At 30.7% G+C, this 16,096-nt stretch carries 15 protein-coding genes; 2 read left to right on the forward strand and 13 right to left on the reverse strand.

Translation table 11 applies throughout. From position 1 onward, the window contains the following. Positions 1–182: 182 nt before the first annotated feature. The 10 genes from C0982_RS01305 to C0982_RS01350 all read right to left on the reverse strand — a co-directional run bounded on the left by C0982_RS01305 (position 183) and on the right by C0982_RS01350 (position 10,523). A complete protein-coding gene (locus C0982_RS01305; protein WP_101772445.1) occupies positions 183–1,031 on the reverse strand; it encodes a DegV family protein in 849 nt (282 codons plus the stop codon). Between the two features lie 29 nt (positions 1,032–1,060). After that, on the reverse strand, positions 1,061–1,531 hold the full coding sequence (gene trmL / locus C0982_RS01310) for a tRNA (uridine(34)/cytosine(34)/5-carboxymethylaminomethyluridine(34)-2'-O)-methyltransferase TrmL (protein ID WP_101772446.1): 471 nt from the start codon (positions 1,529–1,531) through the stop codon (positions 1,061–1,063). Positions 1,532–1,541: 10 nt separating this feature from the next. Then, positions 1,542–2,198, reverse strand: coding sequence for an endonuclease III (gene nth, locus C0982_RS01315; protein WP_101772447.1), 657 nt, complete (start codon positions 2,196–2,198; stop codon positions 1,542–1,544). 41 nt (positions 2,199–2,239) lie between these two features. After that, positions 2,240–3,889 carry a nucleoside kinase gene (locus C0982_RS01320; RefSeq protein ID WP_101772448.1) on the reverse strand — a complete coding sequence of 550 codons (1,650 nt, stop codon included), beginning with the start codon at positions 3,887–3,889 and terminating at the stop codon, positions 2,240–2,242. A 182-nt stretch (positions 3,890–4,071) separates the two neighbouring features. Next, positions 4,072–4,695: a signal peptidase I gene (lepB, locus tag C0982_RS01325; protein ID WP_278336024.1), complete on the reverse strand. Its 624-nt coding sequence runs from the start codon at positions 4,693–4,695 to the stop codon at positions 4,072–4,074. Between the two features lie 118 nt (positions 4,696–4,813). Beyond that, entirely contained in the window at positions 4,814–5,404 is a 591-nt protein-coding gene (locus C0982_RS01330; protein WP_101772449.1) for a DUF3867 family protein, read from the reverse strand. A gap of 279 nt (positions 5,405–5,683) precedes the next feature. After that, a complete protein-coding gene (locus tag C0982_RS01335; RefSeq protein ID WP_180946838.1) occupies positions 5,684–6,736 on the reverse strand; it encodes a DUF975 family protein in 1,053 nt (350 codons plus the stop codon). A gap of 111 nt (positions 6,737–6,847) precedes the next feature. Then, positions 6,848–7,669: a carbon-nitrogen hydrolase family protein gene (locus C0982_RS01340; RefSeq protein ID WP_101772451.1), complete on the reverse strand. Its 822-nt coding sequence runs from the start codon at positions 7,667–7,669 to the stop codon at positions 6,848–6,850. A 118-nt stretch (positions 7,670–7,787) separates the two neighbouring features. Beyond that, positions 7,788–9,212, reverse strand: coding sequence for an adenylosuccinate lyase (gene purB / locus C0982_RS01345; protein WP_101772452.1), 1,425 nt, complete (start codon positions 9,210–9,212; stop codon positions 7,788–7,790). 33 nt (positions 9,213–9,245) lie between these two features. Continuing rightward, on the reverse strand, positions 9,246–10,523 hold the full coding sequence (locus C0982_RS01350) for an adenylosuccinate synthase (protein ID WP_101772453.1): 1,278 nt from the start codon (positions 10,521–10,523) through the stop codon (positions 9,246–9,248). Between the two features lie 331 nt (positions 10,524–10,854). Here C0982_RS01350 and C0982_RS01355 point away from each other — a divergent pair, with 331 nt between their 5' ends. Continuing rightward, positions 10,855–11,586 carry a PepSY domain-containing protein gene (locus tag C0982_RS01355; protein ID WP_101772454.1) on the forward strand — a complete coding sequence of 244 codons (732 nt, stop codon included), beginning with the start codon at positions 10,855–10,857 and terminating at the stop codon, positions 11,584–11,586. Positions 11,587–11,598: 12 nt separating this feature from the next. Then, a complete protein-coding gene (locus tag C0982_RS01360) occupies positions 11,599–12,210 on the forward strand; it encodes a manganese efflux pump MntP (protein WP_330399747.1) in 612 nt (203 codons plus the stop codon). A 65-nt stretch (positions 12,211–12,275) separates the two neighbouring features. Here C0982_RS01360 and trxB read toward each other — a convergent pair whose 3' ends face one another. Genes trxB through gndA form a run of 3 tightly spaced genes read right to left on the reverse strand, consistent with a single transcriptional unit; the run spans position 12,276 to position 15,991 of the window. Then, positions 12,276–13,202 carry a thioredoxin-disulfide reductase gene (gene trxB, locus C0982_RS01365; RefSeq protein ID WP_101772455.1) on the reverse strand — a complete coding sequence of 309 codons (927 nt, stop codon included), beginning with the start codon at positions 13,200–13,202 and terminating at the stop codon, positions 12,276–12,278. 28 nt (positions 13,203–13,230) lie between these two features. Further along, entirely contained in the window at positions 13,231–14,613 is a 1,383-nt protein-coding gene (gene zwf, locus C0982_RS01370) for a glucose-6-phosphate dehydrogenase (RefSeq protein ID WP_330399748.1), read from the reverse strand. Continuing rightward, complete coding sequence (gene gndA, locus C0982_RS01375) at positions 14,588–15,991, reverse strand: NADP-dependent phosphogluconate dehydrogenase (protein WP_101772456.1); 1,404 nt, start codon at positions 15,989–15,991, stop codon at positions 14,588–14,590. The genes zwf and gndA overlap by 26 nt, the downstream gene beginning before the upstream one ends. Positions 15,992–16,096 lie beyond the last annotated feature (105 nt).

The raw sequence follows: 16,096 nt of genomic DNA on the forward strand, positions 1-16,096 counted from the left end.
TAGTACGTACTTATTCTTAAACAATTACAATTAGTTTCTAAAATTTTTATTTTCATAATTTAAATAAAAATAACGCGATTGAAAGACAATAGATAAAGTAATCTGTCTTTCGATCGCGTTATAATTAATTTAAAATTTTATTTCTATCTATAAATATGTATCATTCCTTATTATATAGGTTACTATTCTTTATAACAGATAAACCCTGTTGTTCCAGGACCTCCATGAGTTCCTATTCCACTTCCAATCATAAAATATTTTATTTCTTTTGGATTAAATTCTTCTTCAATTTTTTTTGCTAATACTTCTTTTTCTTTTATATTATCTGAATAGCCAATATACACAATCTGATCACTCAAATCCTGTACATTATTTTTTCTTGCAACTTCAATTAGCTTTCCAGCCACATTCTTCTTTCCTCTTGCGTTTGCAACATTTTCTACCAATCCACCTCTTATTAAACAAATTGGCTTTATTCCAAGTACAGTACCTAAGACTGCTTGCGTACTCGAAATTCTTCCACCTTTTCTTAGGTATTCAAGATCGTCACAAGAAAACGCAACAAATACTTTTTCTTTTATTCTCTCAAGTTCTTCTACAATTTCTTCCAACGATAGACCTTGCTCTCTTAGTTCACAAGCCCTTATTACAAGCAAAGAAATTCCAAAACATAAAGAGTTAGAATCTACTAAAGCAATATTACCACCCTCTATATCATTTTTCGCAAGATTTGCACTCTGATATGTACCCGTAGCACTTACTGCCGCTGAAATATATAATATCGACTTACCTTCTTTAGTATATTTCTCAAATACATTATAAAAATCTGAATATGATACTTGAGATGTTTTTGGTACTATTTTTTCGTGTTTTATTATTCTGTAAAATTCTTCACCGCTTAAATCTATTCTATCTTTGTATTGTCTTCCATTTATGCTAATATTTATCGGCATAAATTCAATATCATATTTATCGATATACTCTTGTGTAATATCGGATAGGCTATCACACACTATCTTTATATCATTCATAAAAGATCCTCCAACCAATTTTATTAATATTATTTTAAATCTTCGTATCCTATTTGACGAATCGCTTCATAAAGAACTATAGCAACTGCATTAGAAAGATTCAAACATCTAGCATCCTCCAAATCTTTCATAGGTATTCTGATACAAGTCTCTAAATTTTGTTCAATCAAATCTTTAGGAAGACCTTTTGTTTCCTTTCCAAATACTAAAAAGCAACCTTCTTCATATTTAACATCAAAGTGCTTTTGCTGTGTTTTAGTTGTCGAAAAGAAAAATTTTGCTTCTGGATTTTTTTCTCTTAATTCATCAAAACTATCATAATACTTTATATCTGCAATATCCCAATAATCTAGGCCACATCTTTTAAGATGCTTATCATCTAGAGAAAACCCTAAAGGTTTTATCAAATGCAAAGTTGCTCCTGTATTTGCGCATGTTCTAATTATATTCCCTGTATTATGTGGTATTTCTGGTTCAACCAACACTATATTTACTGACATAGTTTCTCCTTTATTTTTTATTTTGAATATCTGTTTTGTAATAATTACAGTAGTCTGTTACATTGCAACTATCACAGTCTGGTTTTCTAGCCTTGCAGATCCTTCTTCCGTGAAAAATCAACAAATGATGACTATTTGTCCATCTATCTTTTGGTATAGCTTTCATCAATGCAAACTCCGTTTTTTCAGGTGTAGATTCTTTTACTATACCTATTCTATTACTAACTCTAAAAACATGAGTGTCAACTGCTATAGCCGGTACTCCAAAAGCGTTGCTAAGTACTACACCTGCTGTTTTTCTTCCTACTCCTGGCAGTGTCACCAACTCTTCAAGCGAATCCGGAACTTCGCCCTCATATTTATTAGATAAAATAATAGATGTTTCTTTTATTTTTTTTGCTTTACTTTTATATAATCCACATGTTTTTATCATATTTTCTATATCTTCTATAGATAAATTTTTAAAATCATCTGGAGTATTATATTTTTTAAACATCGCCTCTGTCACTATATTTACCCTAACATCAGTACATTGTGCTGATAAAATTGTCGCTATCAAAAGCTCAAATGGAGAGCTATGTACCAACTCACAGTGTGCATCGGGATGTATTTCAGATAACAAATCTAAAATCTGTACGACTTCTTTTTTTGTCTTTTTCCTAGGCATACTTTCTCCTCAACACCTACCTTTATTAAATTTTATTATTTTTATAAAATTCTACTTCCTCCAATAAACTCTCTTATTATCGATGTAGGTCCTATGTCACCTAAATCTTCTATTTCATAAAAATATTGCAACAGTTCTCTAAGCCTGTTTGCTTCTATTTGATAGTTACTATTTTCATTTATTTCGCCTAATATTTTCTTTGCCTGTGTTTTTAAAACAGACAGCTCAAAAACACTAGCTGAATTAAACATAACGTCAGCCTGCTCTTGATACGGAAATATATTTTTATTTTCTCCTCTTCTTACTGAAGGCCATTTTTCAATTGTTTTTTCCGCACTATAACCTCTAAAGTTATAGTCACGAACCATTCTTCTGATTAATCTCAAATCTGTAGTAGGAATTCTATTATGGTCATCTAAGTTTATTTGCGTAATTACGCTTATATATATTTTAAATTTTAGTTCATCATCTATAAACTCTGTCAAAGATGGATTAAGCCCATGAATCCCCTCTAAAATAATAGGTTGATTTTTACCTAGGTATATTTTTTCATCTGTAACTACTCTTTTTCCTGTCAAAAAATCAAATTCTATTTTATTTATTTCTTTTCCTTGAATCAAATCGTTTATATCTCTATTAAATTGTTTTATATCAACAGCTTCAATAGACTCAAAATCGTGTTCTCCATCTTGATCAATTGGTGTAAACTCCCTATTTAAAAAATAATTGTCAATGGAAATCGGAAGAGGCTTAAGACCGTTAACTTTTAACTGAATGCTGAGCCTGTGTGCAAAACTTGTTTTTCCAGACGAAGATGGCGCTGCTATTAAAATCACCTTGCTACCACTTTTGACTATTGTATCAGCAATTTCAGCTATTTTCTTTTCGTGAAGAGCTTCAACCGTTCTTATCATTTCTCCATATTCATTTTTTTCTATTATACGATTTAAATCTACAACAGAATCTATTCCTAAAGTCCTAGACCACTGTTCAGACTCTCTGTATACATCTGATAACTTTTGCATTTCTTTGAATTCAGAAATATTTCCCTTTAAACCATTTTTAGCACCCATTATTACCATACCATCTGCCATCTTTTCTACATCTAAGTCCGACATATATCCTGTAGAAGGAAACATATTTCCATAGAAGCAGTCATAGTAGCCATTGCAACAATAAACTTTTATAACATCTTCTTTTCTATACTTTAAAAGATTAGCTTTATCTAACCTTTTTGATTTTTCAAACATATCTATAGCTTCATCAGTAGGCATATATATTGTTTCTATTTCATAATCTTTTCTGACATATTCTAACATTTTATTTCTTATAGCATTTATCTCTTCTTCTTTCAAAGTTCTGGTTTCTTTAAATACGCAATATAATCCACCGCTTATCGAGTGCTTTACATATACTTTTCTATTAAATAATTCTTTACATGCCATTGCTAGCATTAAAGATAATCCTCTGAAATATACTCTATTACCATCTTCATTAGTTGTATCTACAAATGCTATTGTCTCATTGTCATACAACGTATGATTCAAATCATATAATCTATTGTTTATTATCCCTGAACATATCTGCCCTGGATATCTATCCTCTACAATTTTTGCAATTTCACTTAATTTCACACTCTGTTTATCTATTTCTATATTTTTACCATCTACAATAAATTTCAAACCACTCATATATAATCACCTCATAAACCACTATAAATAATGTGCCGCAAAGCCTTGATATTTTCCTCTTATAAAAATAAATTCAAGGAGACATCCCCTTGAATTTACAACAAATACCCTTACTTTACAAAGTTATATCAAAATCAAAATAATTACAGATATGATTCAACTCGGAATTATGATGCTATTTTCTATTTTATACTTCCAATATGTTCCAATGGCAACAAACGTATCAATACCTTTCCTACCAATTTATCTTCTGGTACAAATCCTACTTCTGAATACCTACTATCTAAGCTCCTCATTCTATTATCGCCCATACAGAACAAACTTCCCTCTGGAACCACTGTGTCTATATCCCCATCAGTATAATTGTCACTGGAAACATATTTCTCGTGCATTTTTTTGCCATTAACCTGTACTATTCCATTTTTTATTTCTATATGATCTCCACCTACAGCGATCACTCTTTTTACTAAGTCTTTAGTATTACTGTCATCTTGCAGTATGAAATCTATCACTTTTTTTACTCCGCTTTTTTCACTCTCTGTTGAGCTAATTGGCATAGAGCTATCAAATACTACAACATCGCCTCTTTTTACACCAGTGTATCTGCTAATTCTATTTATGATAAGATAGTCATTATTATCCAATGTAGGATACATAGAAAGTCCGTCTACTTTTGTAGGTCTAATCACTTGAACCAAAACGGCAGCTAGTATTATAGCCATTACAAAGATTTTTATAATTTCCCAGATTTCATAAAGAAATCCTCCTTTACTCTCAGGTCTCAATGCAGTCTCCTTTCTCAGCAAGCTGTTATTTTTATTTTTCCCCGAAATATTTGCTTTTTAGTAGTAAACAAATCAAGTTACAAGTCTACTATTACTCTACCAAAGAAACCTTTAATAAACTTTAACCGATGGTGTATTTTTAATAATAAAAATAGCTATTACTAGCTTCACAAATTAAAATTTTAATCTTTTCATTTGTAGTTTCTCTATAATCTGCTATTAGGAGATTTATTTCTTGATCGCTTAAATCAATTTTTTGTTCGCTTATAAGAGTTATCTGATTTCTTTCTAATAATATTTTTACATCGTTTTTATCTGTTTTCAGTGTATATTCAAGTATTTTTTTTTCTTTTATATCATCTTTATGACGTTCATAAAAATTTATTTTTCTTCCTGTTTTTATAGCATCTAGTCCGATTGCTTCTTCGCTTCCTTTAAATACTCTCTCTCCTGTAACGGTTTTATTTATTCTCTCCATCTCTTCTTCCATAGTATCTGGATCAAGACCATATCTTTGCATTAATTTTTTTTGCATATTAACAAATTTTTCTTCTGAAATATTGTTTTCTTTCATGTAATCTGCTATTTTGCTAGAAAATTCAAACATACTTACTTTTCCTGATACTACTTCATCATACATATTGTAGATATATTTTTCAAATTTATCTAAATCAGAATCCTTTATTTTTTCTTGTAAGTTTTTAAAATCTATAATTTTTTCATCTGACATTTAAAAGCACCTCCAAATTATAAATACTTATTATAATACAAATTGTATATATTCTACTAAAAATATGTTTTCTATACAATATGTTATTTTCTTATACAATTACTCTATAGTATATTCTATCATAAATTATAAAATAAATATATATTCCTATATCTTATAAGAAATGAGTTTAAGGAAAAGAGTGTAGTTAACTTTCCTATATAATTTATTTTTCACAAAAAAAACACAGCTTTAGATATTCTCTAAAGCTGTGTTTTCAAGTATCTTATATCAATTTAATTATTGTTCTTTATCTTCTTCGTTATTTTTAATATCTTCTTTTTCTTTTATTTCTTTAATTTCTGCTTTTATTTCTTCAGCTTCATCTTTTATTTCTTCAGCTTCATCTTTTATTTCTTCAACTTCCTCTTTTATCTCTGTTTCTATTTCTTCAGATATTTTATCTGCTTCGTCTTCTATAGCTTGAGTAACTTCTATAGTATCTTCATCAACAACTATTTCTGTTACATCTTCTTTGTACGTTCTATATATCTGTTCATATTCACTATCAATAACTCCCATTTCACGAGCAAGTTCTTCTTTATCTTTTATTACTTCTAAGAAGAAGTTTGCTAATGTTATATTCATGTATGGAACAATCCACAATAATCCTATAAATGCAGTTACTACTGATAATATAGTCCAACCTACAAAAGTTAAGTATATTTTGAATAGATCCAACTTATGACCTTTCATCAACTTAAATGAATAGCTTATTGAATCAATTGTACCTATATCATCGTGATCTCTTACAATTAAATATGTTGATGCAAAAAATAGAGTTTCTATAAATATACTAATGGCTGTAGTCAATATGATTAATAATAGAATTACTATAACTAGTTGAAACCCTATATTTCCCATAATCTCATTGAACATCGCTCCTTCTGGGCTACTTACTCCAGCACTTATATTTGTAAAAGTCATAGAAAGAACAGCGAATATCGCTATAGTAAAGAATATTATATAAGGTATTGACTGTACTATAGTTCTTATTATACTTAAAAATATTCCTCTTAGATATACTCTAGAATTTGCTTTCATCTCTTCTAAGCTAAATTCTCCTCCATTTGCTATACGTAAGCTAACCTTCAGCACTCCTATGCTTAAAAGAAATGATACTATAGATACTACAATTTGTGCTATCATTGAAGTTTCACCTAGTATCTTAGCTAGAATTCTACCCAAAATTACAACTATCAAGAATATGCAAAGTGTCAATAATGCCATCTTTCCCCATTTTCCAGAAAGTTGTTTTATACTTAGTTTTTTAATCTCTTTATTTGATAACAAAATAACTCCTCCTTAATGTATAAAATATAATATTAAATTATATTTTTAAATGAATATCTTTTACCGATATTATAACACTATATATATTTTTTTAAAAGCATTTATTAAATTCTAATATTTTATAGCATATTTATCTTTTCTCATATGTTTTAATAAAGGTAGCTGATCTCTTATATCAGATTCTAGCTTTGAATCTATTTGTGCGTATATTATTTCTTCTGATTCTCTGGCTGATGATATTACTTTCCCCCAAGGATCTACAATTAATGAATTTGCATATGATACGTAGTTAGCTTTTTCATCTCTTGCAGGTGATGCTCCTATCATATAGACCTGGTTATCTACTGCCCTCATTCTAACTGACATTTCCCAATGAGCAGGACCTGTAGTCATATTAAATGCAGCTGGCAGTACAATTAACTCTGCCCCTTCTAAAGCTAAAATTCTAAAGTATTCTGGAAATCTTACATCATAACATATAGCCATTCCTATCTTTCCTAATTTCGTATCTACAACGCTAAAATCATTTCCAGGGGTCAAAACATCACTTTCTTTAAAATATTGCCCCCCTTCTATATCTATATCAAATAGATGCATCTTTCTGTGCTTTTTCAATAAATTTCCTTCATCATCAAAAAAATAAGATGTATTGTAAATCTTATCTCCTTCTTGCTCTGGAATTGAACCCGCCACTAAGTGAATTTTGCATTTTTTAGCCACATCAATCATAGCTAGTGAAGTTTCTCCTGGATAAACTTCTGCATAAACGGGAAAACTTTTATTGTCATAAGGGCTATTGAATATTTCTGGCAATACAACCAACTCCGCACCGTTTTGTGCTGCTTCTTCTATCATTTTTATAGCTTTTTCTATATTCTTCTTTTTGTTATCACAAGTCTTAATCTGGCAAACTGCTACTTTAAAATCTTTCATATGATCAACTCCTTTTTATAATTTTACAAAAAAGGCATAATAATTTTATAAATTAAAATTATTATGCCTTTGAATTAACAATATCTATCTACTTACTAACAACATCTGGCATAAACGATTAAACATTTATATCTGCTGTATCTATAGATTCTTCATTTTTCAATACTGGTCTTACTTCATTTTCTAAGAATTCATCAACCTGCATAGGAGCACAACCAACATATAGTTCTGGTTTTAAAACTTCTAGAATTTCTTCTTTACTAATTCCAAAGTCGCTATCTGCAGCTATTCTGTCTACTAGATCATTTTCTTTACCTTCAACTTTTACCACTCTTGCGGCTTCTAGTGAATGTACTCTGATCTTTTCATGAAGTTCTTGTCTATTTCCACCCTTTTTAACAGCATCCATCATTATGTTTTCAGTTGCCATAAAAGGAAGTTCTTTCATTAATCTTTGTTCAATAACTTTTGGATATACTACTAATCCATCACTTACATTTGCACAAAGGTTCAATACCGCATCAGTTGCTAAAAATGCCTCTGGTACTGATATTCTCTTGTTTGCAGAATCATCTAAAGTTCTTTCAAACCATTGTCCTGCAACTGTCATAGCAGGGTTTATCATATCTGCTATCACATATCTTGAAAGTGAAGCTATTCTTTCACTTCTCATTGGATTTCTTTTATATGCCATTGCAGAAGATCCAATTTGATTTTTTTCAAATGGTTCCTCTACTTCTTTTAAATTTTGTAAAAGTCTTATATCATTTGAAAATTTTGTAGCAGACTGTGCAATACCTGCCAATATATTTATAACTTGGCTGTCTACTTTTCTAGAGTAAGTCTGACCAGTCACTGCAAATACATCATCGTATCCCATTTTCTTAGCTACCATTTTATCAACTTGTTTTACTTTTTCATAATCTCCATCAAATAGCTCTAAGAAAGATGCCTGAGTTCCTGTAGTACCCTTAGCTCCTCTTAATCTCTTTCTCTTTAAAAAGTCTTCTATAGCTTCTAAATCTAGTAAAAAGTCTTGAATCCAAAGAGTTGCTCTTTTTCCTACAGTAGTAGGCTGTGCAGGCTGAAAATGTGTAAATCCTAAAGTAGGTAAATTTTTATACTCATCTGCAAATTTAGATAAAGTGGCAATTACTTTTACTAATCTTTTTTTGATTAACTCAAGAGCATCATACATTATTATTAAATCTGTATTATCCCCTACAAAACAAGATGTAGCACCTAAATGTATTATTCCTGCTGCCTTTGTAGCTTGAGTACCATAAGCGTAAACATGACTCATAACATCGTGTCTAACTATTTTTTCTCTTTCTACTGCAACATCATAATTTATATCATCTTTGTATTTTATTAATTCATCAATTTGTTCTTGTGATATATCAAGCCCTAACTCCATTTCAGTTTCTGCCAAAGCTATCCATAATTTTCTCCATGTTCTAAACTTTACGTCTGGAGAAAACAACTCCTGCATCTGATCACTTGCATATCTTGAACTTAATGGTGATTCATATCTATTTTTCATCAACTTCCTCCTAAAATCAACTATATTTTCATATTACTTCATTACTATATATTGTTCTCTTTCTGGACCTACAGAAACGTATTTTATTTTACAATCAACAGCTTCTTCTAGGTATTTAATATAATCAATTGCTTCCTGAGGTAATTCTTCAACTTTTCTGCAACCAGAAATATCTTTCATCCATCCCTTTTTATATTCATAAACAGGTTTAGCCTTGAAAAGTTTTTCTCCTATTGGGAAGTCCTTTAGAAGTTCTCCTTCAAATGTATATCCTACACATACCGGAATTTCTTCTAAGTATGACAGTACATCTAGCTTTGTAAGTGCTATCTCATCCGCTGCTTGAGCCATTACACCGTATCTAGATGCTAAGACATCAAATCCACCTACTCTTCTTGGTCTACCTGTAGCAGCTCCATATTCATTACCTGCTTTACGTAGTTCTTCAGCTTTTTCTCCAAACATTTCCGCTGTAAAAGGACCTTCTCCTACACAAGTAGAATATGCCTTCATTATTCCAATAGAGTTAGTAACCTTTAAATTAGGTACACCTGCTCCTATTGGTGCGTATGCAGAAATTGTTGAAGATGAAGATGTGAAAGGATATATACCATAATCAATATCTCTAAGAGCACCTAATTGTGCTTCAAACATTATCTTCTTACCATTTTTATGAGCATCATTCAAATATACGCCTGTATCACAAACGAAATCTTTTGCTATTGATCCATATTCTTTTAGATATGCCCACATTTCATCAAAGTCTACAGGACTATCCCCATAACCTTTTTCTATAGTTAAGTTCTTCCACTCAATTATTCCTTTTAATCTATTTTTAAGATCTTCTTCAGAATCAAGAAGTTCTCCCATTCTTAATCCTTTTTTCATATATTTATCGCCATATACTGGCCCAATTCCTCTTTTAGTAGAACCGTATTTAGCATCTGCAAGTCTTTCTTCCTCTAGACAGTCCTGTCTAACATGATAAGGCATCACTATTATTGCTCTATCACTTATTTTTAGGTTATTAGGAGTGATTTCAATTCCCGCAGCCTTTAATTTATTCATTTCTTCAGCTAAGTGCTTGATATCTACAACTACACCGTTTCCTATTACATTGACAACATCTGAACGTAAAATTCCAGATGGTAAAAGGTTTAATATAAATTCACCTCTTTCATTGACTACAGTATGTCCTGCATTATTTCCACCTTGGAATCTAATAACAATATCGTAATCTTCTGACAGTAGGTCTACCATCCTACCTTTTCCTTCATCTCCCCAGTTTATTCCAGTAATCGCTGTTAACATAAAACTGTTCCTTTCTCAACCTAAATATAATTAATTAATCATTATCCAAAAAAAAATAGCGCTCAATATGGATATGAAATTTTATATCGCAACAAACAAAATTTCCCATAAGAACACTGCTTATTACCTATAGATTATAACATATAAAAAATCAAAAGTCCATGAAAATGTATTTAACAAAAACATATTTTTTTAAAAATTTTATAAAAAACATTCGTATTTTTGCTAGTGCATGTCTTAATGAAATAAAAATCTTCAATAATTTTACCTTTTATTGTATAATAGTAATATTGACCAAACCGATATAAAATATTAATGGGGGTAAATTAAAATGATATCTAGTAATAACTTTAAAAAATTCATTAAAAATGGAACAGTTCTTTCTATATGTTTAATATTAGGACTTTCTTCAGTAGGATGTAGCAATAGTTCATCTTCTAAAAATGCATCTAATAAGGAATCTATCGAGAGTGTTTCTGATATAAGAAATATGAAATTTGTCACACAACAGCAGGCTATTCTAAGGCTTACTACATCTGAAAAAGCAAGTAGTGTTTACTCAATTACACTATCAGAAGTGGAAAGCAAATACATCTATTCAATAGACGGATTGACTAAAAAAGGTGAAAAAATTTTAATGACCGTAGACGCTAAATCAGGTGATGTTATAAAAAAAGAAATTAAAGGTGCAGCAAGCGCTGAAGAGAAAAAGAACTTTATAGACTTTGTTCCTGTTTTAGATGTAGACAAAGCCGGCTCTAAAGCAATTTCTCTTTCAAAAGAAGACTATAATCATATATTATCTTATACTCTATATGCGAATAATGGTAAAAATATTTATAAATTCACTCTAGGAAACCCAGAAAATTCTTCTTCAAAAACGGAAGATATCTACATTGATGCTGTCACTGGAAACCAAACTGATAAATCAGCAGGAAGTGATTCGACTTCAAGCAATAAAGCATCTGGTGATGCTACATCAAATAGCACGACATCAAATAGCGAATCTTCAAATGGTTCGACTTCAGGCAACTCAGCCTCTGAAAATATTAGCTCAAATTAAGGGGATGATTTTATGAGCTTAATTGCTGTAATTGGAGCTTCTATTGGCTTGGGAGTAGCCGAGTTAATTAGTATAAGCGTGGCTCTTAGTATGGATGCATTTGCTGTTTCCATATCTAAGGGGCTCTGTCAAAAAAAGATGAACTGGAAAAACGCAGCTATAGTAGGTCTATACTTCGGATTTTTCCAAGCTATTTTCCCCCTTTTAGGTTATTATTTAGGATCTACTTTTTCTTCATTTGTAAATGCTTACAGTTCTTGGATAGCATTTGCTATTTTATTTATTATTGCTCTAAATATGATAATAGGGTCTGTAAAAAATAAAAACGATGAAGATAATCTCTGTTCGGACAGCGGAGAAATGTCCTTACACTTTAAGGAAATGATTTTTTTATCTATAGCGACAAGTATCGATGCATTTGCAGTAGGAGTATCCTTCGCATTTTTAAATGCAAATATGGCTGTAGCTTCTATATCTATTGGAATAACTGCATTTACTCTATCTACGATAGGAGTTTATATTGGTTTTAAATTTGGTTCTAAATTCAAATCAAAATCAGAGATTTTAGGTGGATTAATTCTTATCATAATAGCATTTAGATATCTTATTGACGCTATAAATTAGTTTTTTTTAAAAAAAATAAAAGGGTATTCGAACAATAAATTCGAGTACCCTTTTTAATATTTATTTTACTTATTTTCTAATATATATTTTTCTGCTGCATGAACTGCTATTGCACCATCTGCCGCTGCTGTTATTATTTGTCTAAGAGACTTAACTCTAATATCACCGATAGCAAAAATTCCTGGTACACTTGTTTCACAATCTTCATTTGTTATTATATAACCCTTTTCATTTTGATCTACCAAACCTTTTACTAGGTCAGAAGTTGGTATTCCACCAATCGCTACAAATAGTGCATCTACATCTATTTTTCTTTCAAATCCATCTGTTTTATCAACTGTAACAATTGCAGATACTTTATCATCTCCTTGGATTTCTTTAACAGTACTATTCCAAACTATTTCTACTCCACTTTCAAATAGTCTAGTCTGTAATATCTTACTTGCTCTAAGTTCATCTCTTCTGTGAATTAAATATACCTTTGATGCAATTCTAGAAAGATATAATGCATCTTCTACAGCAGTGTCTCCACCACCATTTACAGCTACGACCTTTCCTTTATAAAAACCGCCATCACATACTGCACAATATCCTACACCTCTACCAGTAAGTTCTTCTTCTCTATCCAAACCTATTTTTCTAGAAGTAGCACCCATTGCAAGTATAACAGTTCTAGTCAATATTTCTTCTTCGCCACAAATCAGTTTTTTGATGCCATCTTCCATTACTTCTATAGAATCAACACCCTTATATTCTACTTTGGCTCCGTATTTCTTAGCGTGCTCTAACATATCATTTGCTAGTTTTATTCCATTTGTTTCATGTATAGCTGGATAGTTTTCAATTTCGTTTGTATATACTATCTGACCACCATGAAAGTTCTTTTCTAAAAGAAGAGTATTCAATTCCGCTCTTCCTCCATATACTGCTGCAGTCATTCCTCCAGGACCTGCTCCGATTATAACAATATCATAAATTTCTTTTTCACTCATGTTTTTTCCTCCCTCATCAGAACAAATATTAATTATTTTCAATAGGTCCCTTAGAACCCGGTTCATAAAAATATAATTTATTTGAATACTTTTTATACGAATCGATTAAGTCATTTATATAGTGCCAACTCAATTCAATTTGTTTCCATTGTGAAAATAAGCTCCTATCAGATTCCATACACGATTTAATCAATCTTTCATATGCCTCTGGAGTATTTTCTCTATTGTCCAGTATACAACTTTGACAAAAATCCATGTTTACTTCTTCAATAACATTACTTGTTCCTGGTTTTTTAATATTGAAATTCAACTTAACACCTTCGTCAGGTTGTATTTTTATGATTAAATTATTTCTGTGTGCATTCTCTGATGTTGATTTAAAGCTTACTATTACTTCGCTTTCTCTTTGGCTCAACATTTTTCCAGTTCTTAGATAAAATGGAACACCCTTCCATCTATCATTTTCTATTTCTACCTTCAATTGTGCATACGTCTCTGTAGTAGAGTCCTTAGACACTCTCTCTTCATCTCTATACCCATTATACTGTGCTAACATTAAAATTTCATCAATTTTTTTAGAATTAATTTTTTTCAGTTTTTTGAATACTTTTTGCTGTGCAGACTTTATTGCCTCACTTGAAGAATCTTCAGGCTCTTCCATTGCAACGATAGACATAATTTGAAATAAATGGTTTTGTATCATATCTGCAAGAGCACCACTTTTGTCATAGTAGCCGCCTCTGTTTTCTACACCAAGTGTTTCATACGCATTTATTTCTACTTTTTCTATAAAATCTTTATTCCAAACTCCCTTGAAAATAGAGTTTTCAAATCTCAAGGTCATTATATTTATAATCATTTCTTTACCAAGATAATGATCTATATGATATATATTATCCTTTTTAAAATATTTCTTTAAATCCATATATATCTCTCTCGCAGAATCTAGAGTTTCTCCAAAGGGTTTTTCAATTATAACTTTTGCACTTTTTCTATTTATATTAGTCTTTTTTAGACCTTTTGTAATTGGAGAGAATAACTCTGGAGATACTGCATAGTAATAAATTACGCCTCCATCTAGCTCTAGGGAATCCATATATGTAGACAATTCTATGTATTCATCTGAATTTTTCATATCCATTTTATAGTATGAAATTCTTTTTTGAAAATCAGAAAAATCATCTTCAGTATATTTTAACCTAGAATTTTCTTTTGTCCAATTTTTTACTATTTCAATATATTCGCTATTTGAATATTCTCTTCTTCCAATACCAATAATTTTATAGTTGCTAGGAAGTTCACCTAGGCAATGTAAATTATATAAAGCAGGAAACAATTTTCTATACGCTAGATCACCAGTTCCCCCAAATATAAGCATTCCCTTATTATTCATTATTTCCTGTCCAGTCATAGTGGAAATGTCCCTCCTTGTCAGTCATCTCAAAGGTATGTGCTCCAAAATAATCCCTTTGGGCTTGTATTAAGTTTGCACCAGAATCAGATGTCCTATATGAATCTATATACCCTAAGGCTGCTGACATGGCTGTTACAGGTATTCCCTCATTGACAGAAGCAGAAACCAATTTTCTAAGGTCTTTTAATCTTGAATTTATTTCATTATAGAAAAATTCCGTCATAATCAAATTGTCAACTTCTCCAGAATCCTTAAATGCTTTTGATATATCGTTTAAAAATCTCGCTCTAATTATGCATCCACCTCTAAATATCTTGACTAGCTCTGATAAATCTATGTTCCAATCATATTTTTTAGAAGCTTCAACCATCAATTTTAAACCTTGTGCATATGCTACTATCTTTGCAACATACAAACTATTTTTAGCTAGTTCAACCAACGCTTCCTTATCGATTGATACACTATTTACATTAGAATCTATTATATTACTTGCTTTTATTCTTTCAGATTTAATACTAGACATAAATCTTGCATTTATGGCAGCTGTTATTACAGATACGTCTATTCCTAACTCTAAGGCTTCCATATTTACCCATTTTCCAGTACCCTTCTGTGACGCTGTATCAAGTATTTTATCTAGTAAATACACTCCTTCATCTGTCTTTACCTTTAGTATCTCCGCTGTTATTTCTATTAAATAACTCTCTAATTCACCTTTATTCCACTCTTCAAATACTTTTTGTATTTCGTCGTTATCCATTTTACCTACGTGCTTTAAAAGCGTATAAATTTCTGTTATCATCTGCATATCAGCATATTCTATACCATTGTGTATCATTTTTAGGTAGTGTCCCGATCCATCTTTAGATACGAATTTGCAGCATGGTTCTCCGTAGGCTTTTGCAGATATATTTTCAAATATATCCTTTACTCTACCATATGAAGATTCATCTCCTCCTGGCATTATAGCGGGTCCAAATCTAGCTCCTTCTTCTCCGCCTGAAACTCCTACTCCTAAAAAGTTTATTCCCTTTTCTTTTAAATACTTATCTCTTCTTATAGTATCCTTATAAAAAGAGTTTCCTCCATCTATTATTATATCTCCTTCATCTAAAACTTCTATCAACTGTTCTATAAGAAGATCAACAGGTTTTCCTGATTTTACCATTAAAAATACTGCTCTTGGTTTTTTTAACGAATTTACAAAAGACTCTATACTATACGTAGGAGTCAATTTTTCATACTTACTTGCCACTTCATCTACAACTGAAGTAGTTCTATTAAAAACAGAAACCTTATATCCATTATCTGCCATATTTAGAGCCAAATTAGTCCCCATTACAGATAGTCCTATTACACCTATATCATTGTTCATATTTATCCACCTATTTTCTTTTTTTATAAACTAAATCACCTTTTTTTATTAATAAGTTATATTTCAATTATACACTATTATCAATAAATTTAATCATATTATAAC

The sequence above is a fragment of the Peptostreptococcus faecalis genome, from assembly GCF_900240845.1.
In the GTDB taxonomy this organism is placed as follows: Bacteria; Bacillota; Clostridia; order Peptostreptococcales; family Peptostreptococcaceae; genus Peptostreptococcus; species Peptostreptococcus faecalis.

What these genes read in the sequence shown, in the direction of transcription:
- zwf (WP_330399748.1), bottom strand. Translation starts at nt 14,613, where the DNA reads ATGACTGGACAGGAAATAATGAATAATAAGGGAATGCTTATATTTGGG.
- C0982_RS01320 (WP_101772448.1), bottom strand. Translation starts at nt 3,889, where the DNA reads ATGAGTGGTTTGAAATTTATTGTAGATGGTAAAAATATAGAAATAGAT.
- purB (WP_101772452.1), bottom strand. Translation starts at nt 9,212, where the DNA reads ATGAAAAATAGATATGAATCACCATTAAGTTCAAGATATGCAAGTGAT.
- trxB (WP_101772455.1), bottom strand. Translation starts at nt 13,202, where the DNA reads ATGAGTGAAAAAGAAATTTATGATATTGTTATAATCGGAGCAGGTCCT.
- nth (WP_101772447.1), bottom strand. Translation starts at nt 2,198, where the DNA reads ATGCCTAGGAAAAAGACAAAAAAAGAAGTCGTACAGATTTTAGATTTG.
- C0982_RS01355 (WP_101772454.1), top strand. Translation starts at nt 10,855, where the DNA reads ATGATATCTAGTAATAACTTTAAAAAATTCATTAAAAATGGAACAGTT.
- trmL (WP_101772446.1), bottom strand. Translation starts at nt 1,531, where the DNA reads ATGTCAGTAAATATAGTGTTGGTTGAACCAGAAATACCACATAATACA.
- C0982_RS01305 (WP_101772445.1), bottom strand. Translation starts at nt 1,031, where the DNA reads ATGAATGATATAAAGATAGTGTGTGATAGCCTATCCGATATTACACAA.
- C0982_RS01350 (WP_101772453.1), bottom strand. Translation starts at nt 10,523, where the DNA reads ATGTTAACAGCGATTACTGGAATAAACTGGGGAGATGAAGGAAAAGGT.
- C0982_RS01360 (WP_330399747.1), top strand. Translation starts at nt 11,599, where the DNA reads ATGAGCTTAATTGCTGTAATTGGAGCTTCTATTGGCTTGGGAGTAGCC.
- C0982_RS01330 (WP_101772449.1), bottom strand. Translation starts at nt 5,404, where the DNA reads ATGTCAGATGAAAAAATTATAGATTTTAAAAACTTACAAGAAAAAATA.
- gndA (WP_101772456.1), bottom strand. Translation starts at nt 15,991, where the DNA reads ATGAACAATGATATAGGTGTAATAGGACTATCTGTAATGGGGACTAAT.
- C0982_RS01340 (WP_101772451.1), bottom strand. Translation starts at nt 7,669, where the DNA reads ATGAAAGATTTTAAAGTAGCAGTTTGCCAGATTAAGACTTGTGATAAC.